The sequence below is a fragment of the Comamonas sp. Z3 genome (assembly GCF_008121565.1).
GTDB classification, from domain to species: Bacteria; Pseudomonadota; Gammaproteobacteria; order Burkholderiales; family Burkholderiaceae_C; genus Comamonas; species Comamonas brasiliensis.
On record NZ_VOQU01000003.1, the window covers coordinates 608,600 to 635,047 of the forward strand.

Here is a 26,448-nt window from a genome sequence, read left to right on the forward strand (position 1 = left end):
GGCGAGGAGTCATCATGGCAGCAGGTAAGGAAATACGCGGCAAGATCAAATCGGTGGAAAACACCAAGAAGATCACCAAAGCCATGGAAATGGTGGCTGCATCCAAAATGCGCAAGGCGCAGGACCGGATGCTGGCTGCCCGTCCATACAGCGAAAAAATCCGCAACATTGCAGCCCATCTTGGCGAAGCCAACCCTGAATATGTGCATCCGTTCATGCAAGTGAGCGATGCCAAGAAGGTCGGCGTCATCGTGGTGACGACCGACAAGGGTTTGTGCGGCGGCATGAACACCAACGTGTTGCGTGTCGTCACCAACAAGTTGCGCGAACAGCAGGATGCGGGCATTGCGACAGAAGCGGTGGCCATTGGCGGCAAGGGACTGGGTTTTCTGAACCGTGTCGGTGCCAAGGTGGTCTCTCACGCTACAGGCTTGGGCGACACGCCTCACCTCGACAAGCTCATCGGGCCTGTCAAGGTGTTGCTGGACCAATATGCTGAAGGCAAGTTGAGCGCGGTGTACCTGGCGTACACCAAGTTCATCAACACCATGAAGCAGGAATCGGTGGTGGAGCAACTGCTCCCCCTGTCGTCCGAAAAATTGCAAGCCGAGAAGACGGGTGCATCCTGGGAATACATCTACGAGCCCGACGCTCAGAGCGTCATCGACGAACTGCTGGTTCGTTACGTGGAGTCCCTCGTGTACCAGGCAGTTGCGGAAAACATGGCGTCCGAGCAATCGGCGCGCATGGTGGCCATGAAGGCCGCTACCGACAACGCCGGCAACGTCATCAGCGAGTTGAAGCTGGTCTACAACAAGACGCGTCAGGCAGCGATTACGACCGAGTTGTCGGAAATCGTGGCAGGCGCAGCCGCTGTGTAAACGGCTTTAACGAACAAACAGATTGGAGCAAAAAATGGCTCAAGTACAAGGCAAGATTGTTCAATGTATCGGCGCCGTGGTGGACGTGGAGTTTGCCCACGGCCAGGTGCCCAAGGTGTATGACGCCTTGAAGCTGGAAGGTACGGCCCTGACCCTGGAAGTTCAGCAGCAGCTGGGCGACGGCGTGGTGCGTACCATTGCCCTGGGTTCTTCCGACGGCCTCAAGCGTGGTCTGATGGTCACCAACACCGGCAACCCCATCACCGTGCCCGTGGGCAAGGCGACGCTGGGTCGTATCATGGACGTGCTGGGCAACCCCATCGACGAGCGCGGCGATGTGGACCAGACACTGACTGCCCCCATCCACCGCAAGGCTCCTGCATACGACGAACTGTCGCCTTCGCAGGAACTGCTGGAAACCGGCATCAAGGTGATTGACCTGATCTCTCCTTTCGCCAAGGGCGGCAAGGTGGGTCTGTTCGGTGGCGCCGGCGTGGGCAAGACCGTGAACATGATGGAGCTCATCAACAACATCGCCAAGGGCCACGGTGGTCTGTCGGTGTTTGCCGGTGTGGGTGAACGTACCCGCGAAGGCAATGACTTCTATCACGAAATGTCGGATGCCGGCGTTGTGAACCAGGCCAACCTGAACGAATCCAAGGTTGCCATGGTTTACGGTCAGATGAACGAGCCTCCAGGAAACCGTCTGCGCGTTGCGCTGACCGGTCTGACCATGGCCGAAGCTTTCCGTGACGAAGGCAAGGACGTGCTGTTCTTCGTGGACAACATCTACCGCTACACACTGGCCGGTACCGAAGTGTCCGCTCTGCTGGGCCGTATGCCTTCCGCCGTGGGCTACCAGCCTACCCTGGCTGAAGAAATGGGTAAGCTGCAAGAGCGTATCACCTCCACCAAGGTGGGCTCGATCACTTCCATCCAGGCCGTTTACGTGCCAGCCGATGACTTGACCGACCCCTCGCCAGCCACGACCTTTGCTCACTTGGATTCCACCGTGGTGCTGTCCCGTGACATCGCTTCGCTGGGTATCTACCCCGCCGTGGACCCGCTGGACTCCACCAGCCGTCAGCTGGATCCCCAAGTGGTTGGCGAAGAGCACTACAAGGTGGCTCGCCAAGTGCAAGGTACGCTGCAGCGCTACAAGGAACTGCGCGACATCATCGCGATTCTGGGTATGGACGAGCTGGCTCCCGAAGACAAGCTGGTCGTGTCCCGCGCTCGTAAGATGCAGCGTTTCCTGTCGCAGCCTTTCCATGTGGCTGAAGTGTTCACCGGCGCTCCCGGCAAGTACGTTCCCCTGTCTGAAACCATTCGTGGCTTCAAGATGATCGTGAATGGCGAAGCCGACCACCTGCCCGAACAGGCTTTCTACATGGTTGGTACCATCGACGAAGCCTTCGAGAAGGCCAAGAAGCTGGCAGCCTAACGGACTTTCACCCCCTGAGCGGCTAACGCCGCCTCCCCCTCTCTCTTCGGGAGGGGGACGACGCCCTCGCTGCGGGGCGGCCCTTGCTTGGCGTCTATGGCTTGGGGTGTGCAAGTTTCAGGACCAGTTTTAACCTTTTCCAAGGAGCAAAGATGAACACCATCCACGTTGATGTGGTCAGTGCCGAAGAGTCCATCTTCTCCGGTGAAGCGCGCTTTGTCGCCTTGCCCGGCGAAGCGGGCGAGCTGGGCATTTATCCCCGCCACACACCGCTGATCACCCGCATCAAGCCGGGTTCGGTGCGCATCGAAATGCCTGATGGCAGCGAAGAGTTCGTCTTCGTGGCCGGAGGCATTTTGGAAGTGCAACCCAACTGCGTGACCGTGCTGTCCGACACCGCCATCCGCGGCAAGGATCTGGACGATGAAAAGGCGCAAAAGGCCAAGGCTGCCGCTGAGGAAGCCCTGAAGAACGCCAAGGGCGAGCTGGATATCGCTCGTGCACAGTCCGAGCTGGCCGTCATGGCAGCTCAGATTGCCGCTCTGCGCAAGTACCGCCAGAAGCGTTGATGTCTGGTGCCCTGGAGCACCTGCATCAGCAAAGAAAAGCCACCGCATGCGGTGGCTTTTTCATGCCTGTGCATCCTTGAGGTTCAGGCGCATCGCACTTGATACCTCGGAGGGCAAGGCGCGCAATACTCGGTATTTCGGAGTGCTGCAGGGCTTAGCCGTTGCAGGCGGCCTGATAGCCGTAGACCACAGAGTTGCCCTTGGGGTCCACATGGCGCGATTTGCGCACCACGGCCTTGCTGGGGTCTTCGCAGAGAGCGCGAATCTGGGCTTCGCACTTCTTGGGGTCATCTTCCTTGAGCTTGCAGCTGAGTGCGTAGTCGTATTCAGCCGGTGCTTCAGCGCCTCTGGGGCTGATGGAGGAGCAGGCGCTCAGTGCCAGGGCAGAGCTGATGACGGCCAGAGAGAACAGGGATTTCTGCATGCTTGAGTGCTTTCTTAAGAAAATACGGCTGCCCCAAAACTAACACAGCCATGCGAGGGAAAAGGTTTTTTCTGGACGGGACCCGCCTGCTTTTTGCCTCGCCGACCCTTTTCGCGGTGTCAAAAACAACAAAGGACGTAGATGCGCTACAGCGGTACCTTGACGCAATGGAATGACGAACGTGGCTTTGGCTGGATAGAGGCCGATGGCGGTGGCGAGCGCCTGTTTGTCCATATCAGTGCTTTTGAGCCGCGCCCGCCCGCAGAGCAGCGTCCCCAGCCCGGCCTGCGACTGGAGTTTGCCGTCGGCATGGAGCAGGGCAGAAAGCGTGCGCTTCAGGTTGCATGGTGCGCTGGCGGTTCGGCGACTCAGGCCCGGTCATCTCTGGTGCGGCGCAACAGCCCGTCTGCAGGGCGTTTGCAGTCCTCGCGTGCGGCATCTCAGGGCTGGCATGCCTCCAGTGGCTTCAGCTATGGCGTGTTGCTGACCTGGCTGCTGCTGATGCTGGCCGCCGCCGTGATCTGGGGCGTGCCGGGCATCCTCTGGCTGGTCTATGCGGGCCTGAGCATGCTGACCTTCATGGCCTACTGGCAGGACAAATGGGCCGCCCAGAAGGGGCAGTGGCGCACGCCGGAAAAAACGCTGCAGACCATGGCGCTGTCCGGAGGCTGGCCCGGAGCCCTGCTGGCTCAGCAGTGGCTGCGCCACAAAAGCAGCAAGACCAGCTTTCAGCTGCAGTTCTGGCTCATGGTCCTGATCAATGTGGCGGCCGTGCTCTGGCTGTGTTCGCCGTACGGGCGACATGTGCTGGCCTGAGGCTTATGCGGTCTGCAGCCGGCGCATGCGGCTGCAGAACCGGATCAGCGGTTGCGGCCCGGCAGATGCCTTTGGACCACGGGCGCGTCGGACAGGTTGCGCTGCGTGTTGGCCGCGGACTTGCGCGGAAAATGCGCCTGCAGCTGCCGGTTGACACGCTCCAGTGCCGAAACCAGACCCACGCTGAAATGCCCGCCCTGGAAGGCGGATTGCATATCGCTGATCAGCGTTTGCCATTGCTCGGCGTTCATGGTGCGGTCCAGGGCGCGATCGGCCACGATCTCTATGGCATGGTCGGCCAGCAGCAGGTAGATGAGGGCACCGTTGTTGTGCTCCGTGTCCCAGACATGGAGCTTGGCGAACTGCGAGAGCGCGCGCTGGCGCGCAGTGGCATCGCGCCAGATATAGCTCCAGGGCAGGCCGGCCTCGACGCAGATACGGACCTGGCCGGTGTGGCCCAGCTCGCTTTTGGCGATCAGCAATTCCAGCTCCTTGAGCGTGGCAGGCGGCAAGGCCTTGCGCAGATGCCGTTCGGCCCAGCGATGTCGCACCAGGCGTGCCAGGCGTTGGAAGATATTGCTCATTTCACCAGTCCCCCGAGGCGCCACCGCCACCAAAGCTGCCGCCGCCACCGGAGCTGAAACCGCCCCCAGAGCTGAAGCCTCCTCCGCTGCCGCTGCTCCAGCCGCCGCCGCCGGTACTGATATACGGTCCGCCCCCGCCACGCGAGAGGTTGGAGAGCAGGGTGAAGATCAGGCCCACAAAGCCAGCCACGCCTGCGATCAACAGGCTGGTGGTGATCACATAAGCGGCCGTCCCGGCAATGCCTCCAATGATCAGCGAACCCAGCACGCGGCCGAAGATGGCGCGGGCGACGGCAATCCCGATCGGAAAGCCGAAAAACAGCAGCGGAAGCAGAAAGTCCAGATTTTCGGACCAGGATGGGCCCGACTTGCGCGCCCCGGACTGCGGCGCGGGCAGCTTCTCGCCATGAATCAGCAGACTCATCTGCTCGATGGCGGTCGAGAGTCCGCCTGCATAGTCGTCGGCGCGAAAGCGGGGCTTCATGGCGCCATCGATGATGCGTGCGGCCTGGATGTCGGGGATGGCGCCTTCGAGCTTGCGCGCCACCTCGATGCGCATGCGCCTGTCGTTCTTGGCCACGACGATGAGAGAGCCATCGCCTATGTCCTTGCGTCCCAGCCTCCAGCTGCTGGCTACGCGCCAGGCATAGGCTGCAATGTCTTCCGGGGCCGTGGTGGCGACCATGAGCACGGCGACCTGGGCGCCGGTCTCATCCTCCAGCTTCTTGAGCTGCTCGCTCAGGGACTGCAGATCGCCGGGGCTCAGCGTGCCGGTCTGGTCGATGACGCGCGCTGTCAGCTCGGGCACGGGCTGCAGCTGAGCGCCTGCGCCGCCTTGCGCCCTGACCGGCAGCGCCGACAGCAGCAGCATGCTTGCAAAAAAAATAGCTGCAAGCGCTTTGTAGATAAGGGCTTGAGGCGATTCTTGCATGAATTTCAAGAGCGGTGCTCGCCATTACTTGCTGCCGGCAGGCGCTGCGGGTGTGGAGAAGTCAACGGCCGGTGGCTGGGAAATCTGGGCCTCGTTCTGCACCGTGAAGGTCGGTTTGACCTGGTAGCTGAATACCTTGGCCGTGATATTGGTGGGGAAGCTGCGCGCAAGCACGTTGTAGGCCTGCACCGTGCCTATGTATTCGTTGCGTGCCACGGTGATGCGATTTTCCGTGCCCTCCAGCGTCACACGCAGATCGCGGAAGGCCTGGTTGGCCTTGAGCTCGGGATAGCGTTCTGCCACTACCATCAGGCGCGAGAGCGCGCTGGAAATCTCGCCCTGAGCCTGCTGGAACTTGTTGAAGGCTTCGGGGTTGTTGATCAACTCGGGCGTGGCCTGGATCGAGGTGGCCTTGGCGCGTGCTTCGATCACCCTGGTCAGGGTCTCCTGTTCGAAGTTGGCCTCGCCCTTGACCGTGGCGACAATGTTCGGTATCAGGTCCGAGCGGCGCTGGTACTGGTTCAGCACCTCGCTCCAGGCGGCCTTGGATTTTTCATCCAGACGCTGAAAGTCGTTATAGCCGCAGCCCGTGAGGGAGAGCATGGAGGCGGCGGTTGCGATTGCCAGAAGCCAGCGTTTCATGGGTGTTTCCATTCACGAAGTTGAGACGGAAACCATAGCATAAGGGCTTGCCCGGTTCGTGTGCGTGCAAGGCCTGTCACCCTGTCCGCTGTCCAGCAGCGCTAGCATTGCAATCATGTCCACTGTTTCCCCACTCGATGCTCTACGTGGCGCACAGCGTCCCGGCTCGAAAGCTGCGGCCTTGCCGCGCCTGTTGCTGGCCGGGGCCACGGGGCCGCTGGGCAACGAGGTGCTCAGCCGCGTGGTTGGCGCACAGAACTACGCGCTGGTCCAGGTGCTGGCACGCGAGCCTTACGTGCAGGGCCTGCGTGGCATGGAGCTGCTCGCCCAGCAGTATGACGATGTGTGCCAATGGCCTGTGCAGCAGGCCGATGTGGGCCTCATCATGTTCGAGCCACCGCGCCCCTACTACCAGCGCGAGCGCGCCTTGTGGACGCCGCAGCCCGAGCAGCTGCAGGCACTGGCGCAGTGGATGCTGCGCTGTGGTGTGCAGACGCTTGCCGTGGTGCTGCCCCACGATATGGGCAGTCTGCCCCAGGCGCTGAAGCAGGGGCTGGCCAATCTCAATGAGCAAGGCGTGGCCGCGCTGGGTTTTGAGCGGCTGATTTTTGTGCGTTCGGCCAGGGAAGCGCACAAAGCCGCTGCCGGCCATTGGCTGCAGCGCACGGCAAAGACCATGCTGTCGGCGCTCAGCTATATGCTGCCGCAGGCGGAGCGCCCGGTGCGGGCCATGCATGTGGCCCGTCTGGTGGAGGCCGCCTTGCTCAAGGCGCCGCCAGGAATTCATGTGGCACCGCCGGAGCTGGTCTGGCGCGCGGCGCAAAAGGATGGCCTGCAGTCCGAGCTGCGCAGCTGGCTGGGATCTTCATGAATTTCGAGCAGTTTCGTGCGCCCTGGTGGCAGCCGGGCGGTCATATGCAGACCATCTGGGCGGCACTCTGTGCCAGGGAAGCGCAGACTCCGGCATGGCGGCGTGAGCGCTGGGATACGCCCGATGGCGATTTCATCGATATCGATTTTTCAAGTCATCCGGCAAGTGCAAGCGCACCCACACTGGTGCTGTTTCATGGTCTGGAAGGCTCTTCCTCCAGCCACTATGCCAAGGCCCTGGCCCAGGTCTGTGCGCGGCGTGGCTGGCATCTGGCCGTACCGCATTTTCGCGGCTGCAGCGGCGAGCCCAATCGCCTGCTGCGCGCCTACCACTCCGGCGACTCGGACGAGGTGGACTGGATCTTGCGCCGACTGCAGCAAGGCGCGAGCGGCGGGTTGCTGGCCATGGGGGTCTCGCTGGGTGGCAATGCTCTGGCACGCTGGGCCGGAGTCCAGCAGCAGGCTGCGGCAGAGCTCGTCAAAGGCGCTGCGGTGGTCTGTGCGCCGCTGGATCTGGTGGCCGGCGGCGTCAATCTGGGGCGCGGGCTGAACCGCTGGATCTACACCCCCATGTTCATGCGCACCCTGGTGCCCAAGGCGCTGGCCAAATGGCAGCGGTCGCCAGGTGTGTTCGACAGGCGGCGGCTGCAGCGCGCTCGTACCCTGCATGACTTCGACGATGTGTTTACGGGCCCGGTCCACGGCTTCAGGAATGCCGATGATTACTGGATCCGTGCCTCGGCAAAGCCGCTGCTCAAGCAGGTGGCCGTGCCTTTGCTGTTGCTCAATGCGCGCAACGACCCCTTTGTGCCGGAGCACAGCCTGCCCACGCCCAGCGAGGTGAGCGCCTCTGTCCAGCTTTGGCAGCCGCCGCATGGCGGGCATGTGGGTTTTGCCAGCGGTGCCTGGCCGGCCCATGTGCAGGCCATGCCGCTGGCGGTGACCGAATGGCTGGAGCAGTGGCTCTGAGCGGCCGCCGAATAATCAGGAGATGAGTGATGGATGAGATCGTGAAACAGGCCATGCGCAAGTGGCCCAATGTCCCGGCCTGCAGTGGCTGGCTGGGTCTGGATGCGCGCGGCCAGTGGTGGCTAAGGGACGAGCAGGCGCAGGCCTGCGGTGCGTTTGCCAGCGGCAAGCCCGGCTCCAGGGGCAATTTGCTGCAGCACGACAAGCTGGCCGAGTTCATCGGCCGCAACTATCTGGTCGAGGCAGATGGTCGCTGGTATTTTCAGAACGGCCCGCAGCGCGTGTATGTGGAACTGGAGAGTGCGCCGTGGATATGGCGCCTGCGATACGCGGAGCATGGTTTGCAGTTGCACAGTCATACGGGTCAGGAGCTGGCTGCCGAACAGGTGGATCAGGTGCTGCTGGACGAGCAGGGGCGGCTGTTTCTGGCCCTGCCGCAAGGTCTGGGCATGGTGCACAGTCTGGACATGCTGGATGCCGCCAATGCGCTGGATAGCGGTGCGCTGCCCGAGGCGCAGGAGATCGAGAGCACCTTGCTGCCGTTGCAGTTCGGTTTTGTGCCCAGTCCTGAGGGTTATCAAGTTTGATAGCCGCTTGCGCTTGTGTGCAAAGGGTTTGAGGCCAAAAAATAACAAAACCGGCCCCAAGCCGGCTTTTGCGGGGCAGAGGGGTGCCTACTTGGCTGCGTCCACCATGTACTGGATGGCGGCCTTGAAGTCTGCATCCGATGCGGTGGAGCCGCCCTTGGGAGGCATGGCACCTACGCCTTGGGTGGCCTTCTGCACCATATCGTCCATGCCCTTGGCAATGAAAGGCGCCCAGGCAGCCTTGTCGCCAAACTTGGGAGCACCGGCTACGCCGCTGGCGTGGCAGGCCATGCAGGTGGTGTTGTAGAGGTTCTTGCCGGCATCGGAGGCGGCGGCTGCTGCGGGAGCCGGGGCGGCTGCAGGTGTCGGTGCCGCTTCGGCGGCCGGAGCCGCAGCAGGAGCGGCTGCGGGGGCTGCAGCCGTTGCAGCGGGCGCATCGCCTGCGGCGGCGCCACCGGCTGCGGGCTGTGGCTCGGGGAAGCTGCCTCCGGCCGCATTGGCCATATAGACCACGCCACGGGCAATTTCCGTGTCATTGAATTCGCCGCCACCCTGGGCCGCCATCGCCCCCTTGCCTGCCAGGGCAGAGTGCACCAGCGTCTCCAGGCCCTGCTTGATGCGGGGACCCCAGGCCGCTGCATCCTGGAATTTGGGGGCGCCGACGGTGCCGGTCTCATGGCAGGCGGCGCATTGCGACTTGAAGACTTCCGCTCCGCCGCGCAGGGGGCGGTTGGCGTCGCGAATCTCCACGCTTCCCACTTTTTGCAGACGCATGGCCTTGGCCATTTCGGCATTGCCTGTGCCCGCACCCGGGGTGTCGGACGAGGTCACGAACTTGACCAGACCGATGATGACGAAGATGGGAACCACAAACGAGAAGAAGACGGCAAGCAGCAGCTGCTTGGGTTTTTTAATGGGGCCGGTATGGGCTTCTTCGTGGTGTTGCTCGCTCATGAAGTCCTCTGAGATCGTGGGATGGGGATGAACAAACCATTATAGAAGTGAGGGTTAAGAACACCAGTGCACGACGATCCGGGTTGACGGCTGCTGGATAAAGGAGTTGAGTTGGATCAACGTTGTGTTGGCAATTTGTGGCGGGCATGAAAAAAGGCGTCCGAAGACGCCTTGTGCGAGAGCGCAAAAACCGGCCTGTTTACTGGGCCGAGATCGCCGCTGCGGGGCGGTCGTTGGCGCTGGCTTCCGTCCAGCCGCCACCGAGCACCTTGTAGAGGTTGACCTGGTTTTGCAGCTGCGCCAGTCGCACCTGCACCACGGACTGCTCCAGCGCAAACAGCGAACGCTGGGCATCCAGCAGATCCAGATAGCTGGCTACGCCGTTGGTATAGCGCAGATCCGACAGCTTGTAGCGCACCTGCTCCGCCTCCAGCTGACGCGACTGGGCGTCGAGCTGTTCCTTGAGTGAGCGGCGATTCACCAAGGTGTCGGACACTTCGCGGAAAGCCGACTGGATAGAGCCTTCGTACTGCGCCACGGCAATCTTCTGGCTGGTTTCTGCAACCTGCAGATTGGCGCGATTGCGACCGGCATTGAAGATGGGCAGGTACAGCGAAGGCGCAATCGTGAAGGCGGCAGAGTCCGACTTGAGCAGGTCGGAGATGTCGGAGCTTGCGAAACCTGCAGAGGCGGTCAGCGTGATGTTCGGGAAGAACAGCGCGCGTGCCGCGCCAATGCTGGCATTGGCGGCAATCATGCTTTGCTCGGCCTGGCGGATGTCGGGCCGGCGCAGCAGCAGGTCCGAGGGCAGGCCCGAAGGCACATCGGCCAGGGCCGGCAGATCGCGCAGCTGCTTGCCTTGCATGCTGGTCAGCAGATCGCCAGGCAGAGTCTGGCCCACGATCAGCGTCAGGGCGTTGACGTCGCGCTCGCGTTGACCGGCCTGCTGGGCCAGGGTGGCGCGTGCGCTTTCGGTCAGCGACTGGGCCTGGCGGTAGTCCAGCTCGGAAGCCACGCCCGAGTCCAGGCGCAGCTTGGTCAGCTTGATGGACTGCTCGCGCGTGCCCAGGGTACGGCGGGAGATGGCGAGCAGTTCCTCGTCCGCCTGCAGATTCAGCCAGGTGTTGGCGACTGTCGCGATCAGGCTGATCTGGGCAGCCTTGCGGCCTTCCTCGGTCGCCAGATACTGGGCCAGAGCCTGCTGCTTGAGGCTGCCGATGCGCCCCCAGAAGTCAATCTCCCAGCTGGGCATGGACAGGCCCACCATGTACGAGTTGGCATAGCGGCCCGTGGTGGCGCTGGGCTGGCGGCTGGCGCTGCCTGCCACACCGAACTCCGGGAACTGGCCGGCACGCTGGATCTGGTACTGAGCCTGCGCCTTTTCGATGTTGAGCACGGCCACACGCAGGTCGCGGTTGTTTTCCAGCGCGAGCTGGATCACCTGCTGCAGGCGTGGGTCGGTGTAGAACTGCTGCCAGGGGATGTCGGCAGCCGCCGTGGTGCCAGCCTGCTCGTCGGTGGCCAGGTAGTGCTCAGCCACCGGAGCGGCAGGGCGCTCCAGCGTGGGGATGAAGGAGCAGCCGCTGGCCAGCAGCGCGCCGGCCAGTGCTACGGGTAGCAAGGTTTTATTCATGTTGGGAGCCTCCCTGCGCTGCAGAAGTTGCCGCCGGGGGAGTGGCGTTGGAGTCTTGCTTGGATTTCTTGCCAAACAGATTGAACACGGCCACAAAGAACACGGGCACCAGGAACACGGAGATCGGCGTGCCGATCACCATGCCCCAGAACACGCCCGTGCCGATTTCCTTCTGGCTGGCCGCGCTGGCGCCGGAGGCGATGTACAGCGGCACCACGCCCAGAATAAAGGCCAGCGAAGTCATCAGAATGGGACGGAAACGCAGGTGACCGGCCTCCAGCGCGGCCTCCAGCGCACTCTTGCCTTCCGCATGCAGGTCCTTGGCGAACTCCACGATCAGGATGGCGTTCTTGGCCGAGAGACCAATCACCGTGATCAGCGCCACCTGGAAGTAGATGTCGTTGGGCATGCCGCGCATCAGCATGCCGGCCACGGCGCCGAACACACCCAGGGGCACGACCAGCAGCACGGACAGCGGAATGCTCCAGCTTTCATACAGCGCAGCCAGGCACAGGAACACGGCCAGGATGGAGAACGCGTACAGCAGCATGGCCGAGGAGCCTGCCTTCTTCTCGTCCAGGGACTGGCCGGTCCACTCGTAGCCGAAGCCATCGGGCAGTTCCTGGGCCAGCTTTTCCATTTCCTTCATGGCGTCGCCGCTGGTAAAGCCGGGCTTGGCCTGACCGGTGATGCTCATGGAGGGGTAGCCGTTGTAGCGTGTCAGCTGCATGGGGCCGCTGATCCACTTGGCGTTGACCATGGTGGACAGTTCCACCAGCTGGCCTTGCGCGTTGGGGACCGTCAGGCGCATCACGTCTTCGGGCTGCATGCGGCGTGCCGCATCGGCCTGGATGGTGACGCGCTGCATGAAGCCGTTGTTGGGGAAGTCCGTGGAGTTGGACGAGCCCAATGCCGTTGCCAACGTCGTGGCCAGGTCACCCATGCTCACGCGCTGGGCATAGACCGCGTCGCGGTTGATGTCCACCTGCCATTGCGGTGCGTCGTCCACACCGTCAAAGCGCACGCCGGTCAGCACCGGGCTCTGGTTGGCCTTGGCGACCAGCTGATTGCGGGCTTCCAACAGTGCGGCATGGCCCTTGGCGCCGCGGTCTTGCAGGCGGAAGGTGAAACCGTCGCTGTTGCCCAGCTCCGAAATCGAAGGCGGGACCAGCGTGAAGATGAAACCATCGCGCAAGGCGGACATGGCGCCCATGGTGCGTCCGGCAAAGGACTTGGCATCCGAGCCAGCGCCTGTACGCTCGGACCAGTCCTTGAGCGTGGTGAACGCCAGGCCCACGTTCTGGCCCTGGCCCATGAAGCTGAAGCCCAGAATGCTCACGATGTGATCGGTTTCAGGCTGGCTCAGGGCGAACTTCTCCAGCTCCGCCATGGTCTTGCTGGTGCGCTCCAGGCTCGCGCCGGGAGGCAACTGGGCCAGCGAGATGACATAGCCCTGGTCTTCGGTAGGCAGGAAGGCCGTGGGCAGTCGCAGGAACATGAAGACCACGCCGGCGATCACCAGCAGGTAGACGATGAAGGCCTGCACGGAGCGCTTGACCACGCCGGAAAGAGCCGCGGAGTAGCGCCTGGTGCCGGCTTCGAACTTGCGGTTGAACCAGTTGTAGAAGGGGCCGAGCAGGCCGGTCTTCTTGTCGTGCGCATGGCCCTTGGGGATGGGCTTGAGCATGGTGGCGCACAGCGCGGGCGTCAGTGTCAGCGCAAAGAAGCCCGAGAAGAAGATCGAGATCGCCATCACCAGCGAGAACTGGCGATAGATGTTGCCGGTGGCGCCGGAGAACATGGCCAGAGGCAGGAACACGGTCACCAGAATCACGGTGATGCCGACCACGGCGCCCTGGATCTGTCCCATGGCCTTGATGGTGGCTTCCTTGGGCGGCAAGCCTTCCTCGGCCATGATGCGCTCGACGTTCTCCACCACCACGATGGCGTCGTCCACCACGATACCGATCACCAGCACCATGGCGAACATGGCCAGAATATTGATGGTCAGACCGGCGACCAGCATCACGGCAAAGGTGCCGAGCAAGGCGATGGGCACCACGATGGTAGGGATCAGGGTGTAGCGGATGTTCTGCAGGAAGATCAGCATCACGATGAACACCAGCACGATGGCTTCCAGCAGCGTGTGCACCACCTTCTCGATGGAGATCTTCACGAACTTGGAGGTGTCGTAGGGTGAGGACCATTTCACGCCGGCAGGCAGGAAGGGCTCCATCTCCGCCATCTTGGCCTTGACCAGCTTGGCCGTCGCCATGGCGTTGGCGGTCGAGGTCAGCTGCACGGCCATTGCCACGGCGGGCTTGCCGTCCAGGCGCGACTCGAAGGCATAGCTTTCAATGCCCAGTTCGATGCGAGCCACGTCCTTGAGGCGAACGGTGGAGCCGTCGGAGTTGGAGCGCAGCACCACTTCGCCGAATTCCTCGGGCGTGCTCAGCTGACCGGGAACCACAATCGTGGCCGTGGTCGTGGTGCCGGGGGTGCTGGGCAGATTGCCCAGGGCGCCGCCGGAGATCTGCTGGTTCTGCGCGGCAATCGCTGCATTGACGGAGGCAATCGACAGGCCAAAGCCCTGGAGCTTGGCCGGATCCACCCAGACGCGCATGGCACGGCCCGAGGCAAACAGCTGTGCCTTGCCCACGCCGTCCAGACGCTGGATTTCAGGCACCACATTGCGGTTCACATAGTCGGCGATGTCGTCACGCGAGGTCTCCCCGGACTCTGCCTGGAAGGCCAGAATCATCAGGAAGTTGCTCATGGACTTGTCCACGCGCACGCCCAGGGCCTGAACCACCTGGGGCAGGCGAGGCAACACGCGCGAGAGGCGGTTTTGCACGTCCACCTGCGCCAGATCGGGGTTTGTACCGGGTGCAAAGGTGACGGTCAGAGTGCCTTGACCACCCGCAGGGGCGGAGGCTTCCATGTACATCAGACCTTGCGCGCCGTTGATTTCGCGCTCGATCAGTTGCAGGACGGAATCCGTCATGGTCTGTGACGTGGCGCCCGGGTAGGTCGCTGTCACGTTGATGGTGGGAGGTGCCACCGATGGGAACTGTGCCACCGGTAGCTTGGTGATGGAGATCACGCCCGCAATGATCACGAAAATCGCGATCACCCAGGCAAAGATCGGTCTGTGGATGAAAAACTTGGACATGGATCGTGCCTGTTACTTGGCTGCCTTGCCTTCGCCAGCAGCTTCGGCTGGTGCGGCAGCTTTCTCTTGCGCTGGTGCGGCGGGGGCCGCAGCAGAGGGCTGTGCTGGGGCGCCGGCAGCTGCATTGTTGATCTCGACGGGCTTGACCTTCTTGGCTCCCATGCCCACCTTGATCAGGCCGTCCACCATGACTTTTTCTCCGGCCTTCAGGCCAGATGTGACGACCCAGTTGGTGCCACTGGACTGACTGATCTGAACGGGACGCGGCGCCACCGAGCCATCCTCGGCCACGATCATGACGAAGTTGCCCTTTTCGTTGCGGGTCACGGCCTGTTGCGGAATCAGCGCGGCGTTCTCGACCTGTGCCTGCTCCAGGTGCACGCGCACATAGGTGCCGGGCAGCAGCAGTCCATCGGGGTTGGGCAGTTCCGCGCGCACGCTGACCTGGCCGGTAGTCGGGTCCACGGTCAGGTCGGTGAACAGCAGCTTGCCGGTGTGTGCGTATTCCTTGCCATCGTCCAAATAGACGTGGACGCGCGCGGCGTTGTCACCTACCTTTGCCAACTTGCCGGAGCTGAGCGCTTCGCGCATGCGCATGATGTCCGAAGAGGATTGGGTCAGGTTCACATACAGCGGATTGACTTGCTGAATGGTCGCCAGTTGCGTGGCTTCGCCCTGGCCGACCAGTGCACCTTCCGTCACCAGAGCGCGGCCGATGCGCCCGGAGATGGGGGCCGTCACGCTGGCATAGCCTAGGTTGACGTTGGCATTGGTGACTGCCGCCTTACCTGCGGCAACCTGTGCCAGGGCCGCTTTTTCGTTGGCGATGGCGGTGTCGTATTCCTGCTTGCTGATGGCATTGGCCTCCACCAGCGGCTTGTAGCGGCGGGCGGTGGCAGATGCCTGAGCCAGGTTGGCTTCGGCCTGTGCCAAGGTCGCCTGGGCGCTTTGCAGATTGGCCTTGTAGGGGGTGTTGTCGATCTCGAACAAGGCCTGGCCGGCCTTGACATCCGAGCCTTCGCGGAACAGGCGCTTTTGCACAATGCCGGCCGCGCGGGCTCGCACCTGGGCAATGCGCGATGGCTCCAGGCGACCGGGCAGATCGGAGATCAGGGGCACGTTTTGCATGGATACCGTCACCACACCCACTTCGGGGGGCTGTGCCTGTGCGGCGGCCTGTGCCTTTTGGGCTTCCGCGTTTTTGTCACTGCATGCGACTAGGCCCAGTGCAGCAGCCAGGCTCAGGCCGATGACCATGGAGCGGGTGCCGGATGCGGCTGAATTGGACTGGTTGTCGGGAGCCTGGTGTGCTTCATACATCGGGTGCATGAACGTCCTTCCGGTTGACATTGTGAAAACGAAAAAGAGCGCAGTCCTCAGGGGTGCGCTCGTTTGGGTGGAAACCCTAGATGGCTTCCTGCGTATCGGTGCTAGAGAAATTATACATACATGCATAAATGTATAATTGAAAACGTTGCGTAAAGCAGCTGTGAAAAGTTTTTTCCCGCGGCGAACTATCGCTGTCGGGTGAGGAAGAAGGTGAGTGATGGCTCGAAGAACCAAGGCTGAGGCGGATGAGACGCGCACCAAGCTGCTGGATGCGGCCGAAGAGGTGTTTTTCGAGAAGGGCGTGTCTCGTACATCTCTGGGCGATATTGCGCAGCGTGCAGGGGCTACACGCGGAGCGGTGTACTGGCACTTCAAGGACAAGATGGATGTCTTTGTTTCCATGCTTGGGCGCATATGCCTGCCTTTCGAGGAAATCTGTGACGACAGGTACGGCGACCTGTTGCCGTTAGAGCGTATTCGTCACTCCATCCTGTGTGTGTTCGAGAGTCTGGATGAGGATGAGCGCCGGCGCAAAGTGTTTGAAACAGCGCTCTTCAAGATGGAGTACGTGGGCGAACTTGCTGATGTGCGCTTGCAGCATATCGAAAGTTCAGGCTTTGCCCGGGAAAAATTTGCGCGTGATCTCGCGGCTGCTGCGGAGGGGCAGTCCCTGCGGTTGTCGGTATCCCCGGAAGAGGCAGCCCTTGGTTTGCACTCTCTTTTTGTCGGACTCATACATGGCTGGGTGTTGACCGAAGGAAGTTTCTCACTGGTCAAGGTTGGCTCGATGTCGGTGGATGTCTACTTGTCTGGTTTGGGATTTCGGGTGAATTTGTGATTTGGGTGTCCAAAGCCGTGCAATAATTGCGGCTGTTGAATTGTTGTTGGCCGTGCAAGCGGCCTGCCGGATTCGCGGCTGTAGCTCAGTGGATAGAGTATTGGCCTCCGAAGCCAAGGGTCGTGGGTTCGATCCCCGCCAGCCGCGCCAGCATCGATCTTCGGTAAGAAAAAAGAAATTTCGAAATTTCTTTTTAAGCTGAAAATAGATGCTACAATTCGAGTCTCTTCGGAGGGGTGGCCGAGTGGTTAAAGGCAGCAGACTGTAAATCTGCCCGCTAACGCGTACACAGGTTCGAATCCTGTCCCCTCCACCAGCAATGGTTGAGAAGAGCGATTGCTAGAAATAGCAGTCACGTGCAGTAGTAAATCTGTGCGGGAGTAGTTCAATGGTAGAACCCTAGCCTTCCAAGCTAATGACGCGGGTTCGATTCCCGTCTCCCGCTCCAGTTTGCGAGCAAAGATTTTAGAAGTTGTTTTTGCAGCTTCTTTGCCCATGTGGCTCAGTGGTAGAGCACTCCCTTGGTAAGGGAGAGGTCGCGGGTCCGATTCCCGCCATGGGCACCATTTTCTGGTGCGCTCGCTTGATAGGGTTGCGCCGAAATCCTCTTGCAGTGAATTAATTTTTTCGGAGTCGGAAAAATGGCAAAAGAAAAATTCGAGCGCACCAAGCCCCACGTGAACGTGGGCACCATCGGTCACGTTGACCACGGCAAGACCACCCTGACTGCTGCTATCGCTACCGTGCTGTCCAAGCACTTCGGCGGTGAAGCCAAGGACTACTCGCAGATCGACAACGCTCCCGAAGAAAAGGCTCGTGGCATCACGATCAACACTTCGCACGTTGAATACGAAACTGCCAACCGCCACTACGCTCACGTGGACTGCCCCGGCCACGCTGACTATGTGAAGAACATGATCACTGGTGCCGCTCAGATGGACGGCGCTATCCTGGTTTGCTCCGCTGCTGACGGCCCCATGCCCCAGACTCGCGAGCACATCCTGCTGTCGCGTCAGGTGGGCGTTCCCTACATCATCGTGTTCCTGAACAAGGCCGACATGGTGGACGACGAAGAACTGCTGGAACTGGTCGAAATGGAAGTGCGCGAGCTGCTGTCCAAGTACGACTTCCCCGGCGACGACACCCCCATCATCCGCGGCTCTGCCAAGCTGGCTCTGGAAGGCGACCAATCCGACAAGGGTGAACCCGCTATCCTGCGTCTGGCCGAAGCTCTGGACACCTACATCCCCACTCCCGAGCGTGCTGTTGACGGCGCCTTCGTGATGCCCGTGGAAGACGTGTTCTCCATCTCCGGTCGCGGTACCGTGGTGACTGGCCGTATCGAGCGCGGTATTGTCAAGGTCGGCGAAGAAATCGAAATCGTCGGTATCAAGGACACCGTCAAGACCACCGTCACCGGCGTGGAAATGTTCCGCAAGCTGCTGGACCAAGGTCAAGCTGGCGACAACGTGGGTCTGCTGCTGCGCGGCACCAAGCGTGAAGACGTGGAACGCGGCCAAGTGCTGTGCAAGCCCGGCTCCATCAAGCCCCACACCAACTTCACTGCTGAAGTTTATGTGCTGTCGAAGGACGAAGGCGGTCGCCACACTCCCTTCTTCAACAACTACCGTCCCCAGTTCTACTTCCGTACAACTGACGTGACCGGCTCCATCGAACTGCCCGAAGGCAAGGAAATGGTGATGCCTGGCGACAACGTGTCGATCACCGTGAAGCTGATCGCTCCCATCGCCATGGAAGAAGGTCTGCGTTTCGCTATCCGCGAAGGTGGTCGTACTGTGGGTGCCGGTGTGGTTGCCACGATCATTGCATAATTGATTTTGTAGGGGTATAGCTCAATTGGCAGAGCGTCGGTCTCCAAAACCGAAGGTTGTAGGTTCGATTCCTACTGCCCCTGCCACCTCTTAATGGTGGAATCAACAAGAGCCCGCCTTTGGCGGGCTTTTGTGTCTTGAAATTGCACCTTTTTGTGCATTTGAAACAAAATATGGCCACTACTCAGGTTGAAACAGTCAGCTCTGCAGCTGACAAAGCAAAAATAGCCGCTGTTGCGGCTTTAGTTGTTGCTTCTATTGCTGGCTTTTATCTGTTGAGCAAGCAAGGCGCACTGGTGCAGTGGGCGACTTTGATTGTCGGCCTGGCTCTGGCTGCTGGCGTGTTTCTGATCTCTGAGCCGGGTAAGCGCTTCATTGGCTTTGCCCGTGATGCTTGGCGTGAGGTGAAGAAGGTGGTCTGGCCCACCCGCAAGGAAACCATGCAGATGACTCTGTATGTCTTTGCTTTCGTGGTGGTGATGGCCTTGTTCTTGTGGTTCACCGATAAGACGCTTGAATGGGTCTTGTACGACTTGATTTTGGGCTGGAGGAAGTAATGGCTGATGCAGTCGAAACAGATGTGAATGGTGGAACGGCGGGACCCGCCAACCCCGATCTGCGCTGGTATATCGTCCATGCCTATTCGGGTATGGAGAAGGCTGTCGAGCGCAATATTGCCGAGCGTATTGCGCGCTCGGACATGCAGTCCAAGTTTGGCCGCATCCTGGTGCCTTCCGAAGAAGTTGTGGAAATGCGCAACGGCACCCGTCGCACGACAGAGCGCCGCCTGTTCCCCGGTTATGTGTTCGTTGAAATGGTGATGGATGACGATACATGGCACCTGGTGAAGCACACCAGCAAGGTGACCGGTTTCGTCGGTGGCGCCAAAAATCGTCCTGCTCCCATCTCCGAGGAAGAAGTTCGCAAGATCGTCGACCAGATGCAGGAAGGCACCGAGAAGCCTCGCCACAAGGTCGAGTTCATGGTTGGCGAAATGGTTCGTGTCAAGGAAGGTCCTTTCGCAGACTTCAATGGCTCCGTGGAAGAAGTCAACTACGAAAAGAACCGTCTGCGTGTGTCGGTCACCATCTTTGGCCGTGCGACTCCTGTGGAATTGGAATTCTCTCAAGTTGAGAAAACTTGAGATTCGCAATAGAATCTAGGGCTTCGCATTTTTTGACTCGATGCGGAGCTTTTTTGTAGAGTCAGCAACCTCGGGGAGCTGCTTGCACGCATTGCAAGTGGCGCTATACCCGTAAGGAGCTCAACATGGCGAAAAAAATCGTCGGCTTCATCAAGCTGCAAGTGCCAGCTGGTAAGGCCAATCCTTCTCCTCCCATCGGTCCTGCGCTGGGTCAGCGCGGCCTCAACATCATGGAATTCTGCAAGGCGTTCAACGCCCAGACCCAAGGTGTCGAGCCCGGCCTGCCTCTGCCCGTGGTGATCACGGCTTTTGCTGACAAGAGCTTCACGTTCGTCATCAAGACCCCTCCCGCAACCGTTCTGATCAAGAAGGCTGTGAAGCTGGACAAGGGTTCTTCCAATCCTCTGAAGAACAAGGTCGGCAAGATCACACGTGCTCAGCTGGAAGAAATCGCCAAGACCAAGCTGAAGGACATGAACGCCGCTGACGTTGACGCTGCTGTGCGTACGCTGGCTGGTTCTGCCCGTTCGATGGGCGTGATCGTGGAGGGTGTGTAAATGGCCAAGTTGACCAAGAAGCAAAAAGCTCTCCAGGGCAAGGTTGATTCCAACAAGCTGTACGCTTTCGCTGACGCCGTGGCGCTGGTGAAGGAAGCTGCAACTGCCAAGTTCGATGAATCCATCGACGTGGCCGTGCAACTGGGCGTGGATGCCAAGAAGTCGGACCAAGTGGTGCGTGGCGCCGTGGTTCTGCCTCACGGTACCGGCAAGACTGCTCGCGTGGCTGTGTTCGCACAAGGCGCCAAGGCTGAAGAAGCCAAGGCCGCCGGCGCTGACGTGGTCGGTATGGACGACCTGGCTGCTCAAGTCAAGGCCGGTGACATGCCCTTCGACGTGGTGATCGCTGCTCCCGACGCCATGCGCGTTGTGGGTCAGCTGGGCCAGATCCTGGGCCCCCGCGGCCTGATGCCTAACCCCAAGGTTGGCACCGTGACTCCTGACGTCGCTACGGCCGTGAAGAACGCCAAGGCTGGTCAAGTGCAGTTCCGCGTGGACAAGGCCGGTATCGTGCACGGCACGATCGGTCGCCGCTCGTTCGACGCCGACAAGCTGCAGGGTAACCTGGCTGCTCTGATCGATGCGCTGAACAAGGCCAAGCCTGCTTCCAGCAAGGGTCAGTACCTGCGCAAGGTGGCGGTGTCGTCGACCATGGGTGTGGGCGTTCGCGTCGATACACAATCCATCTCGGCGTAATTGCTAGAAATCGTCAGATGAGCCTGGCTCATCTGGTGTGGTGGGCTGCGGGAGTTGTTGCTCCTGCAGGTCATCCAAGACCGTTGGTGTGATTTGATCACTTAATCACGAAGGCCAACGCAGATGGCGATCCCGCTGCAGATGGAATTTTTCCTAAACAGTTGGTCGCTGCAACAAGAGCGTGTATGCAGGGCTTGCCTTGTATATGCATTTGAAGGAGTAGACCTTGAGTCTGAATCGCAGTGAGAAAGAAGCGGTCATTTCCGAAGTGACCAGCCTCGCCGCTAAAGCTCAAACGCTTGTGATCGCGGAATACCGTGGCATCACGGTCGCCGACATGACCAAACTGCGTGCCGATGCTCGCAGCAAGGGTGTGAGCCTGAGCGTGTTGAAGAACACCCTGGCCCGCCGTGCTGTTGCCGGTAGCGCGTTTGACGTGGTGGTTGACCAGATGACTGGTCCCCTGATCTATGGCTTCTCTGAAGACGCAGTGGCTGCCGCCAAGGTGGTGGCCGACTTCGCGAAGACCAACGACAAGTTGGTGATTCGCGGTGGTGCGTTTGCAGGTAAGGCCCTGGACGTCGACGGCGTTAAGCAACTGGCAAACATCCCCTCTAAGGAAGTACTGCTCGCACAACTGTGCGGCTTGCTCATGTCGCCTATCTCGCGTACAGCCGTTGTGCTGGGCGCTCTGGCGACCAAGAAGGGCGAAGGCTCTGCCGAAGCGGCAGCCGAACCAGCCGCAGCCTGAGTGCTCGGCAAAACCAACCAATTTTAGGAAATCAAAATGGCATTCGATAAAGACGCATTCCTGACCGCCCTGGACAGCATGACTGTTCTGGAACTGAACGACCTGGTCAAGGCTATTGAAGAGAAGTTTGGCGTGTCCGCCGCTGCTATGGCTGCTCCCGCTGCTGGCGGCGCTGCTGGTGGCGCTGCTGCTGCTGAAGAAAAGACCGAATTCAACGTTGTGCTGACCGAAGCTGGCGCCAACAAGGTGTCCGTGATCAAGGCTGTGCGCGAAATCACCGGCCTGGGTCTGAAGGAAGCCAAGGATCTGGTCGACGGCGCTCCCAAGACCGTGAAGGAAGCCGCTCCCAAGGCTGACGCTGAAGCCGCTGTGAAGAAGCTGGTTGAAGCCGGTGCTAAGGCTGAACTGAAGTAATTCAGTGAAATCAAGGGCTGGAGACTCGTAAAAGGGTCTCCAGCCTTTGGCGCTTGTGGAACGCGCTGAAAGAACACACCAGAAAGCAGGTTTCCTAGGGAGTCTGCTTTTTAGTGTCTTCTGACAATCCGACAGCAGAAGATGCCTTGGTTCGGGCGATGTGCAACGCATCGCCGTCAGCCATGGTTGGTAGTGGCCAACCGCCAAGCCCGCAGGAGACCCCTGTGGGGCAGTCGTCGCAGACCCAGGACTCATGTCTTTGCCCGGAGATCTCATGGCCTATTCTTATACCGAACGCAAGCGAATCCGCAAAAGCTTCGGGAGCCGCGATAGCGTGCTCGAAGTGCCTTATCTGCTGCAGATGCAAAAAGATGCCTATACAGCATTCCTGCAGGCAGATGTAGCCCCCAAAAAACGTACCATTGATGGCCTGCAAGCGGCCTTCAATTCCGCCTTCCCCATCGTCTCCCACAATGGTTTTGTGGAGATGAAGTTTGTCGAGTACAACCTCGCCAAGCCCGCTTTCGACGTGCGTGAATGCCAGACCCGTGGTCTGACCTTCGCCTCCGCTGTCCGCGCCAAGGTTCAACTGATCATCTATGACCGCGAGTCCTCCACGGCTCAGTCGAAGGTGGTCAAGGAAGTGAAGGAACAAGAGGTCTACATGGGCGAAGTGCCCCTGATGACCGACAAGGGTTCTTTCATCATCAACGGTACCGAGCGCGTGATCGTGTCTCAGCTGCACCGTTCGCCTGGCGTGTTCTTCGAGCACGACAAGGGCAAGACCCATAGCTCGGGCAAGCTGCTGTTCTCGGCTCGTATCATTCCTTACCGCGGCTCCTGGCTGGACTTCGAGTTCGACCCCAAGGACCTGCTGTACTTCCGCGTGGACCGTCGCCGCAAGATGCCGGTGTCGATCCTGCTGAAGGCCATCGGCATGACGCCCGAGACCATCCTGGCAACGTTCTTCGTGAACGACAACTTCCGCCTGATGGACAGCGGTGCCCAGATGGAATTCGTGGCCGATCGCCTGAAGGGCGAAGTCGCGCGTTTCGACATCACCGACAAGTCCGGCAAGGTCGTGGTCGCCAAGGACAAGCGCATCACCGCTCGCCACACCCGCGAGCTGGAGCAGTCCGGCACCAAGTTCGTCAGCGTGCCTGAAGACTTCCTGCTGGGTCGTGTGCTGGCCAAGAACATCGTTGATCCCGACACCGGTGAAATCATCGCCAAGGCCAACGAAGAACTGACCGAAGCCCTGCTCAAGAAGCTGCGCAGCGCCGGTGTGCAGGACGTTCAGTGCATCTACACCAACGAACTGGACCAAGGCGCCTACATCTCGCAGACCCTGCGCACCGATGAAACCGTGGACGAGTTCGCTGCCCGCGTTGCCATCTACCGCATGATGCGCCCTGGCGAGCCTCCTACCGAGGACGCCGTGCAGGCCCTGTTCCAGCGCCTGTTCTACAACGCCGACACCTATGATCTGTCGCGCGTGGGCCGTATGAAGTTCAACGCCAAGATCGGCCGCGAAGGCGCGACCGGTCCCATGGTGCTGTCCAACGAAGACATCCTGGCCGTGGTCAAGATCCTGGTGGACCTGCGCAATGGCCGTGGCGAAGTCGACGATATCGACCACCTGGGCAACCGCCGCGTGCGTTGCGTGGGCGAACTGGCCGAAAACCAGTACCGCACCGGTCTGGCTCGTATCGAAAAGGCTGTGAAGGAACGTCTGGGTCAGGCCGAGCAAGAGCCTCTGATGCCTCACGACCTGATCAACTCCAAGCCCATCTCCGCGGCCCTGAAGGAGTTCTTCGGTGCCTCGCAGCTGTCGCAGTTCATGGACCAGACCAACCCTCTGGCAGAAATCACGCACAAGCGTCGTGTTTCCGCCCTGGGCCCAGGCGGTCTGACCCGCGAACGTGCCGGCTTTGAAGTGCGTGACGTGCACGTGACCCACTACGGTCGCGTCTGCCCTATCGAAACGCCTGAAGGTCCCAACATCGGTCTGATCAACTCGCTGGCTCTGTACGCCCGCCTGAACGAGTACGGTTTCATCGAAACCCCGTACCGTCGCGTGGTGGACGGCAAGGTGACGATGGACATCGACTACCTGTCGGCCATCGAAGAAGGCAAGTACGTGATCGCCCAGGCCAACGCCGATCTGGATGCCGCAGGCAATCTGGTGGGCGAGCTGGTGTCGGCGCGTGAAGCCGGTGAATCGACCCTGGTGTCGGCCGAGCGCGTGCAGTACATGGACGTGTCGCCTGCGCAGATCGTGTCCGTGGCCGCCTCGCTGATTCCCTTCCTGGAACACGACGACGCCAACCGTGCCTTGATGGGTGCCAACATGTCGCGTCAGGCCGTGCCTGTGCTGCGCCCTGAAAAGCCCATGGTCGGTACCGGCATCGAGCGCGTTGCCGCCGTGGACTCCGGCACCGTGGTCACTGCCAAGCGCGGCGGTATCGTGGACTATGTCGACGCGACCCGCATCGTGATCCGTGTGAACGACGACGAAGCCGTGGCCGGTGAAGTCGGCGTGGACATCTACAACCTGATCAAGTATCAGCGTTCCAACCAGAACACCAACATCCACCAGCGCCCCATCGTCAGCCGTGGCGACAAGCTGGCCAAGGGTGATGTGCTGGCGGACGGCGCTTCGACCGACCTCGGCGAAATCGCCATCGGCCAGAACATGCTGATCGCGTTCATGCCCTGGAACGGCTACAACTACGAAGACTCGGTGATGATCAACGAGCGCATCGTGGCTGACGATCGCTACACCTCGATCCACATCGAAGAGCTGGTGGTGATGGCTCGCGACACCAAGCTGGGTGCCGAAGAAATCACGCGCGACATCCCCAACCTGTCCGAGCAGCAACTGAACCGCCTGGACGAGTCCGGCATCATCTACGTGGGCGCCGAAGTGCAACCCGGCGACGTGCTGGTGGGCAAGGTCACCCCCAAGGGCGAGACCACGCTGACGCCTGAAGAGAAGCTGCTGCGCGCCATCTTCGGCGAGAAGGCTTCCGACGTGAAGGACACTTCTCTGCGTGTGGATCAGGGCTCGCAAGGCACCGTGATCGACGTGCAGGTGTTCACGCGTGAAGGCATCCAGCGCGACAAGCGCGCCCAGCAGATCATCGACGATGAACTCAAGCGCTTCCGCCTCGACCTGAACGACCAGCTGCGCATTGTGGAAGCCGACGCTTTCGACCGTATCGAGAAGCTGCTGACCGGTCGCGTGGCCAACGGTGGTCCTCAGAAACTGTCCAAGGGCGCCAAGATCGACAAGGCCTACCTGGACGGCGTGGAGAAGTTCCACTGGTTCGACATTCGTCCTGCCGAAGACGATGTGGCCGCTCAGCTGGAGTCCATCAAGAACTCCATCGAGCAGCAGCGTCACACCTTCGACCTGGCGTTCGAGGAAAAGCGCAAGAAGCTCACCCAGGGCGACGAGCTGCCTGCCGGCGTGCTGAAGATGGTCAAGGTCTACCTGGCCGTCAAGCGTCGTTTGCAGCCCGGTGACAAGATGGCCGGCCGTCACGGTAACAAGGGCGTGGTCTCGAAGATCACTCCTGTGGAAGACATGCCTTTCCTGGCTGATGGCTCCACTGCCGACATCGTGCTGAACCCGCTGGGCGTGCCTTCGCGTATGAACATCGGTCAGGTGCTGGAAGTGCACTTGGGCTGGGCCGGCAAGGGTCTGGGCCAGCGCATCGGCGACATGCTGCAAAAGGAAGCCCGTGCTGCTGAAGTGCGCGCCTTCCTGGAAGAGATCTACAACCGCAGCGGTCGCAAGGAAGAGCTGTCTCAGCTGGACGACGGCGAAGTCATGTCCATGGCCAAGGAACTGACCACAGGCGTGCCATTCGCAACGCCGGTGTTCGACGGTGCTTCCGAAGCCGAAATCAAGGACATGCTGAAGCTGGCCTACCCTGACGACATCGCTGCCGCCAAGGGTCTGACCGAGACACGCACTCAGGCTTATCTGTATGACGGCCGCACCGGCGAGCGCTTCGAGCGTCCGACCACCGTGGGCTATATGCACTACCTGAAGCTGCACCACTTGGTCGACGACAAGATGCATGCCCGCTCCACCGGTCCTTACTCGCTGGTGACGCAACAGCCTCTGGGCGGTAAGGCCCAGTTCGGTGGTCAGCGTTTCGGTGAAATGGAAGTGTGGGCGCTGGAAGCTTACGGCGCCGCCTACGTGCTGCAGGAAATGCTGACCGTGAAGTCCGACGACGTGGTCGGTCGTACCAAGGTGTACGAGTCCATCGTCAAGGGCGAGCACTCGATCGAAGCGGGCATGCCCGAATCGTTCAACGTGCTGGTCAAGGAAATCCGCTCTCTGGGCTTGGACATCGAGCTCGAACGTTCTTAAGCCCTATTAAACAGAGAGCTGCAA

24 protein-coding genes and 5 tRNA genes are annotated in these 26,448 nt (G+C 60.7%); 21 read left to right on the plus strand and 8 right to left on the minus strand.

Annotated elements, in window-relative coordinates; all coding sequences use genetic code 11:
- The first annotated feature begins 14 nt into the window (after window positions 1-14).
- The 3 genes from atpG (at window position 15) to FSY59_RS11345 (ending at window position 2,894) form a co-directional block, all read left to right on the plus strand.
- The gene (gene atpG, locus FSY59_RS11335) at window positions 15-881 is read left to right on the plus strand and encodes a F0F1 ATP synthase subunit gamma (RefSeq protein WP_003059369.1); all 867 of its coding nucleotides are present in this window, start codon (window positions 15-17) and stop codon (window positions 879-881) included.
- Between the two features lie 34 nt (window positions 882-915).
- Entirely contained in the window at window positions 916-2,325 is a 1,410-nt protein-coding gene (atpD, locus tag FSY59_RS11340) for a F0F1 ATP synthase subunit beta (RefSeq protein WP_043370619.1), read from the plus strand.
- Window positions 2,326-2,477: 152 nt separating this feature from the next.
- A complete protein-coding gene (locus FSY59_RS11345) occupies window positions 2,478-2,894 on the plus strand; it encodes a F0F1 ATP synthase subunit epsilon (RefSeq protein ID WP_003059364.1) in 417 nt (138 codons plus the stop codon).
- Between the two features lie 154 nt (window positions 2,895-3,048).
- Here FSY59_RS11345 and FSY59_RS11350 read toward each other — a convergent pair whose 3' ends face one another.
- Complete coding sequence (locus tag FSY59_RS11350; protein ID WP_148728976.1) at window positions 3,049-3,318, minus strand: hypothetical protein; 270 nt, start codon at window positions 3,316-3,318, stop codon at window positions 3,049-3,051.
- Between the two features lie 141 nt (window positions 3,319-3,459).
- On the opposite strand from FSY59_RS11350, the gene FSY59_RS11355 reads away from it, so the two are divergent.
- The gene (locus FSY59_RS11355) at window positions 3,460-4,134 is read left to right on the plus strand and encodes a cold shock and DUF1294 domain-containing protein (protein ID WP_148728977.1); all 675 of its coding nucleotides are present in this window, start codon (window positions 3,460-3,462) and stop codon (window positions 4,132-4,134) included.
- Window positions 4,135-4,178: 44 nt separating this feature from the next.
- On the opposite strand, the gene FSY59_RS11360 is transcribed toward FSY59_RS11355, so the two are convergent.
- From FSY59_RS11360 to FSY59_RS11370, 3 genes are all read right to left on the minus strand, one after another.
- Complete coding sequence (locus tag FSY59_RS11360) at window positions 4,179-4,718, minus strand: TPM domain-containing protein (protein ID WP_003059358.1); 540 nt, start codon at window positions 4,716-4,718, stop codon at window positions 4,179-4,181.
- 1 nt (window position 4,719) lies between these two features.
- Entirely contained in the window at window positions 4,720-5,589 is an 870-nt protein-coding gene (locus FSY59_RS11365; RefSeq protein WP_003059356.1) for a YgcG family protein, read from the minus strand.
- An 84-nt stretch (window positions 5,590-5,673) separates the two neighbouring features.
- Window positions 5,674-6,291, minus strand: coding sequence for a LemA family protein (locus FSY59_RS11370; RefSeq protein ID WP_003059354.1), 618 nt, complete (start codon window positions 6,289-6,291; stop codon window positions 5,674-5,676).
- A gap of 115 nt (window positions 6,292-6,406) precedes the next feature.
- Between FSY59_RS11370 and FSY59_RS11375 the strand changes: the two genes are divergently transcribed.
- The 3 genes from FSY59_RS11375 to FSY59_RS11385 are packed head-to-tail and all read left to right on the plus strand — an operon-like array spanning window position 6,407 to window position 8,717.
- Window positions 6,407-7,162, plus strand: a complete 756-nt coding sequence (locus FSY59_RS11375; RefSeq protein ID WP_003059353.1) for a hypothetical protein — start codon at window positions 6,407-6,409, stop codon at window positions 7,160-7,162.
- Window positions 7,159-8,130 (plus strand): YheT family hydrolase, encoded by a 972-nt coding sequence (locus FSY59_RS11380; RefSeq protein WP_003059351.1) that lies wholly within the window; start codon window positions 7,159-7,161, stop codon window positions 8,128-8,130. Before FSY59_RS11375 ends, FSY59_RS11380 begins: the two co-directional genes overlap by 4 nt.
- A 29-nt stretch (window positions 8,131-8,159) precedes the next feature.
- Window positions 8,160-8,717 carry a DUF2946 family protein gene (locus FSY59_RS11385; protein WP_003059349.1) on the plus strand — a complete coding sequence of 186 codons (558 nt, stop codon included), beginning with the start codon at window positions 8,160-8,162 and terminating at the stop codon, window positions 8,715-8,717.
- An 87-nt stretch (window positions 8,718-8,804) separates the two neighbouring features.
- On the opposite strand, the gene FSY59_RS11390 is transcribed toward FSY59_RS11385, so the two are convergent.
- The 4 genes from FSY59_RS11390 to FSY59_RS11405 form a co-directional block, all read right to left on the minus strand.
- The gene (locus tag FSY59_RS11390) at window positions 8,805-9,671 is read right to left on the minus strand and encodes a cytochrome c5 family protein (RefSeq protein ID WP_003059347.1); all 867 of its coding nucleotides are present in this window, start codon (window positions 9,669-9,671) and stop codon (window positions 8,805-8,807) included.
- Between the two features lie 199 nt (window positions 9,672-9,870).
- Window positions 9,871-11,304: an efflux transporter outer membrane subunit gene (locus FSY59_RS11395; protein ID WP_003059346.1), complete on the minus strand. Its 1,434-nt coding sequence runs from the start codon at window positions 11,302-11,304 to the stop codon at window positions 9,871-9,873.
- Window positions 11,297-14,476, minus strand: coding sequence for an efflux RND transporter permease subunit (locus FSY59_RS11400; protein ID WP_003059345.1), 3,180 nt, complete (start codon window positions 14,474-14,476; stop codon window positions 11,297-11,299). The genes FSY59_RS11395 and FSY59_RS11400 overlap by 8 nt, the downstream gene beginning before the upstream one ends.
- Before the next feature lie 12 nt (window positions 14,477-14,488).
- Window positions 14,489-15,796: an efflux RND transporter periplasmic adaptor subunit gene (locus FSY59_RS11405; protein ID WP_050785798.1), complete on the minus strand. Its 1,308-nt coding sequence runs from the start codon at window positions 15,794-15,796 to the stop codon at window positions 14,489-14,491.
- A 226-nt stretch (window positions 15,797-16,022) separates the two neighbouring features.
- On the opposite strand from FSY59_RS11405, the gene FSY59_RS11410 reads away from it, so the two are divergent.
- From FSY59_RS11410 to rpoB, 14 genes are all read left to right on the plus strand, one after another.
- Entirely contained in the window at window positions 16,023-16,643 is a 621-nt protein-coding gene (locus FSY59_RS11410; RefSeq protein WP_003059343.1) for a TetR family transcriptional regulator, read from the plus strand.
- Between the two features lie 74 nt (window positions 16,644-16,717).
- A tRNA-Arg gene (locus tag FSY59_RS11415) sits at window positions 16,718-16,793 on the plus strand.
- An 80-nt stretch (window positions 16,794-16,873) separates the two neighbouring features.
- A tRNA-Tyr gene (locus FSY59_RS11420) sits at window positions 16,874-16,959 on the plus strand.
- A gap of 58 nt (window positions 16,960-17,017) precedes the next feature.
- Window positions 17,018-17,091, plus strand: a tRNA-Gly gene (locus FSY59_RS11425).
- A 43-nt stretch (window positions 17,092-17,134) separates the two neighbouring features.
- Window positions 17,135-17,209: transfer RNA gene (locus tag FSY59_RS11430), tRNA-Thr, on the plus strand.
- Window positions 17,210-17,284: 75 nt separating this feature from the next.
- The gene (gene tuf / locus FSY59_RS11435; protein WP_003059342.1) at window positions 17,285-18,475 is read left to right on the plus strand and encodes an elongation factor Tu; all 1,191 of its coding nucleotides are present in this window, start codon (window positions 17,285-17,287) and stop codon (window positions 18,473-18,475) included.
- 10 nt (window positions 18,476-18,485) lie between these two features.
- Window positions 18,486-18,561 (plus strand) — tRNA-Trp (locus FSY59_RS11440).
- Between the two features lie 87 nt (window positions 18,562-18,648).
- Complete coding sequence (gene secE, locus FSY59_RS11445) at window positions 18,649-19,032, plus strand: preprotein translocase subunit SecE (protein WP_003059341.1); 384 nt, start codon at window positions 18,649-18,651, stop codon at window positions 19,030-19,032.
- On the plus strand, window positions 19,032-19,619 hold the full coding sequence (gene nusG / locus FSY59_RS11450) for a transcription termination/antitermination protein NusG (protein ID WP_003059340.1): 588 nt from the start codon (window positions 19,032-19,034) through the stop codon (window positions 19,617-19,619). The genes secE and nusG overlap by 1 nt, the downstream gene beginning before the upstream one ends.
- Before the next feature lie 125 nt (window positions 19,620-19,744).
- Window positions 19,745-20,176, plus strand: coding sequence for a 50S ribosomal protein L11 (gene rplK / locus FSY59_RS11455; protein ID WP_003059339.1), 432 nt, complete (start codon window positions 19,745-19,747; stop codon window positions 20,174-20,176).
- Window positions 20,177-20,872, plus strand: coding sequence for a 50S ribosomal protein L1 (gene rplA, locus FSY59_RS11460; protein WP_003059337.1), 696 nt, complete (start codon window positions 20,177-20,179; stop codon window positions 20,870-20,872).
- A 226-nt stretch (window positions 20,873-21,098) separates the two neighbouring features.
- A complete protein-coding gene (gene rplJ / locus FSY59_RS11465; protein WP_003059334.1) occupies window positions 21,099-21,623 on the plus strand; it encodes a 50S ribosomal protein L10 in 525 nt (174 codons plus the stop codon).
- 36 nt (window positions 21,624-21,659) lie between these two features.
- Window positions 21,660-22,037 carry a 50S ribosomal protein L7/L12 gene (rplL, locus tag FSY59_RS11470; protein ID WP_003059332.1) on the plus strand — a complete coding sequence of 126 codons (378 nt, stop codon included), beginning with the start codon at window positions 21,660-21,662 and terminating at the stop codon, window positions 22,035-22,037.
- 274 nt (window positions 22,038-22,311) lie between these two features.
- Window positions 22,312-26,424: a DNA-directed RNA polymerase subunit beta gene (gene rpoB / locus FSY59_RS11475; protein ID WP_003059330.1), complete on the plus strand. Its 4,113-nt coding sequence runs from the start codon at window positions 22,312-22,314 to the stop codon at window positions 26,422-26,424.
- Window positions 26,425-26,448: the final 24 nt, after the last annotated feature.

Excerpts from the sequence above, each read along its gene's own strand:
- FSY59_RS11385 (WP_003059349.1), top strand. The coding sequence starts at position 8,160 with ATGGATGAGATCGTGAAACAGGCCATGCGCAAGTGGCCCAATGTCCCG.
- FSY59_RS11400 (WP_003059345.1), bottom strand. The coding sequence starts at position 14,476 with ATGTCCAAGTTTTTCATCCACAGACCGATCTTTGCCTGGGTGATCGCG.
- FSY59_RS11390 (WP_003059347.1), bottom strand. The coding sequence starts at position 9,671 with ATGAGCGAGCAACACCACGAAGAAGCCCATACCGGCCCCATTAAAAAA.
- secE (WP_003059341.1), top strand. The coding sequence starts at position 18,649 with ATGGCCACTACTCAGGTTGAAACAGTCAGCTCTGCAGCTGACAAAGCA.
- rplK (WP_003059339.1), top strand. The coding sequence starts at position 19,745 with ATGGCGAAAAAAATCGTCGGCTTCATCAAGCTGCAAGTGCCAGCTGGT.
- FSY59_RS11395 (WP_003059346.1), bottom strand. The coding sequence starts at position 11,304 with ATGAATAAAACCTTGCTACCCGTAGCACTGGCCGGCGCGCTGCTGGCC.
- rplA (WP_003059337.1), top strand. The coding sequence starts at position 20,177 with ATGGCCAAGTTGACCAAGAAGCAAAAAGCTCTCCAGGGCAAGGTTGAT.
- FSY59_RS11380 (WP_003059351.1), top strand. The coding sequence starts at position 7,159 with ATGAATTTCGAGCAGTTTCGTGCGCCCTGGTGGCAGCCGGGCGGTCAT.
- FSY59_RS11405 (WP_050785798.1), bottom strand. The coding sequence starts at position 15,796 with ATGTATGAAGCACACCAGGCTCCCGACAACCAGTCCAATTCAGCCGCA.
- tuf (WP_003059342.1), top strand. The coding sequence starts at position 17,285 with ATGGCAAAAGAAAAATTCGAGCGCACCAAGCCCCACGTGAACGTGGGC.
- FSY59_RS11360 (WP_003059358.1), bottom strand. The coding sequence starts at position 4,718 with ATGAGCAATATCTTCCAACGCCTGGCACGCCTGGTGCGACATCGCTGG.
- FSY59_RS11370 (WP_003059354.1), bottom strand. The coding sequence starts at position 6,291 with ATGAAACGCTGGCTTCTGGCAATCGCAACCGCCGCCTCCATGCTCTCC.
- atpD (WP_043370619.1), top strand. The coding sequence starts at position 916 with ATGGCTCAAGTACAAGGCAAGATTGTTCAATGTATCGGCGCCGTGGTG.
- nusG (WP_003059340.1), top strand. The coding sequence starts at position 19,032 with ATGGCTGATGCAGTCGAAACAGATGTGAATGGTGGAACGGCGGGACCC.
- FSY59_RS11375 (WP_003059353.1), top strand. The coding sequence starts at position 6,407 with ATGTCCACTGTTTCCCCACTCGATGCTCTACGTGGCGCACAGCGTCCC.
- FSY59_RS11365 (WP_003059356.1), bottom strand. The coding sequence starts at position 5,589 with ATGCTGCTGCTGTCGGCGCTGCCGGTCAGGGCGCAAGGCGGCGCAGGC.
- atpG (WP_003059369.1), top strand. The coding sequence starts at position 15 with ATGGCAGCAGGTAAGGAAATACGCGGCAAGATCAAATCGGTGGAAAAC.
- FSY59_RS11350 (WP_148728976.1), bottom strand. The coding sequence starts at position 3,318 with ATGCAGAAATCCCTGTTCTCTCTGGCCGTCATCAGCTCTGCCCTGGCA.
- FSY59_RS11345 (WP_003059364.1), top strand. The coding sequence starts at position 2,478 with ATGAACACCATCCACGTTGATGTGGTCAGTGCCGAAGAGTCCATCTTC.
- rplL (WP_003059332.1), top strand. The coding sequence starts at position 21,660 with ATGGCATTCGATAAAGACGCATTCCTGACCGCCCTGGACAGCATGACT.
- FSY59_RS11355 (WP_148728977.1), top strand. The coding sequence starts at position 3,460 with ATGCGCTACAGCGGTACCTTGACGCAATGGAATGACGAACGTGGCTTT.
- FSY59_RS11410 (WP_003059343.1), top strand. The coding sequence starts at position 16,023 with ATGGCTCGAAGAACCAAGGCTGAGGCGGATGAGACGCGCACCAAGCTG.
- rpoB (WP_003059330.1), top strand. The coding sequence starts at position 22,312 with ATGGCCTATTCTTATACCGAACGCAAGCGAATCCGCAAAAGCTTCGGG.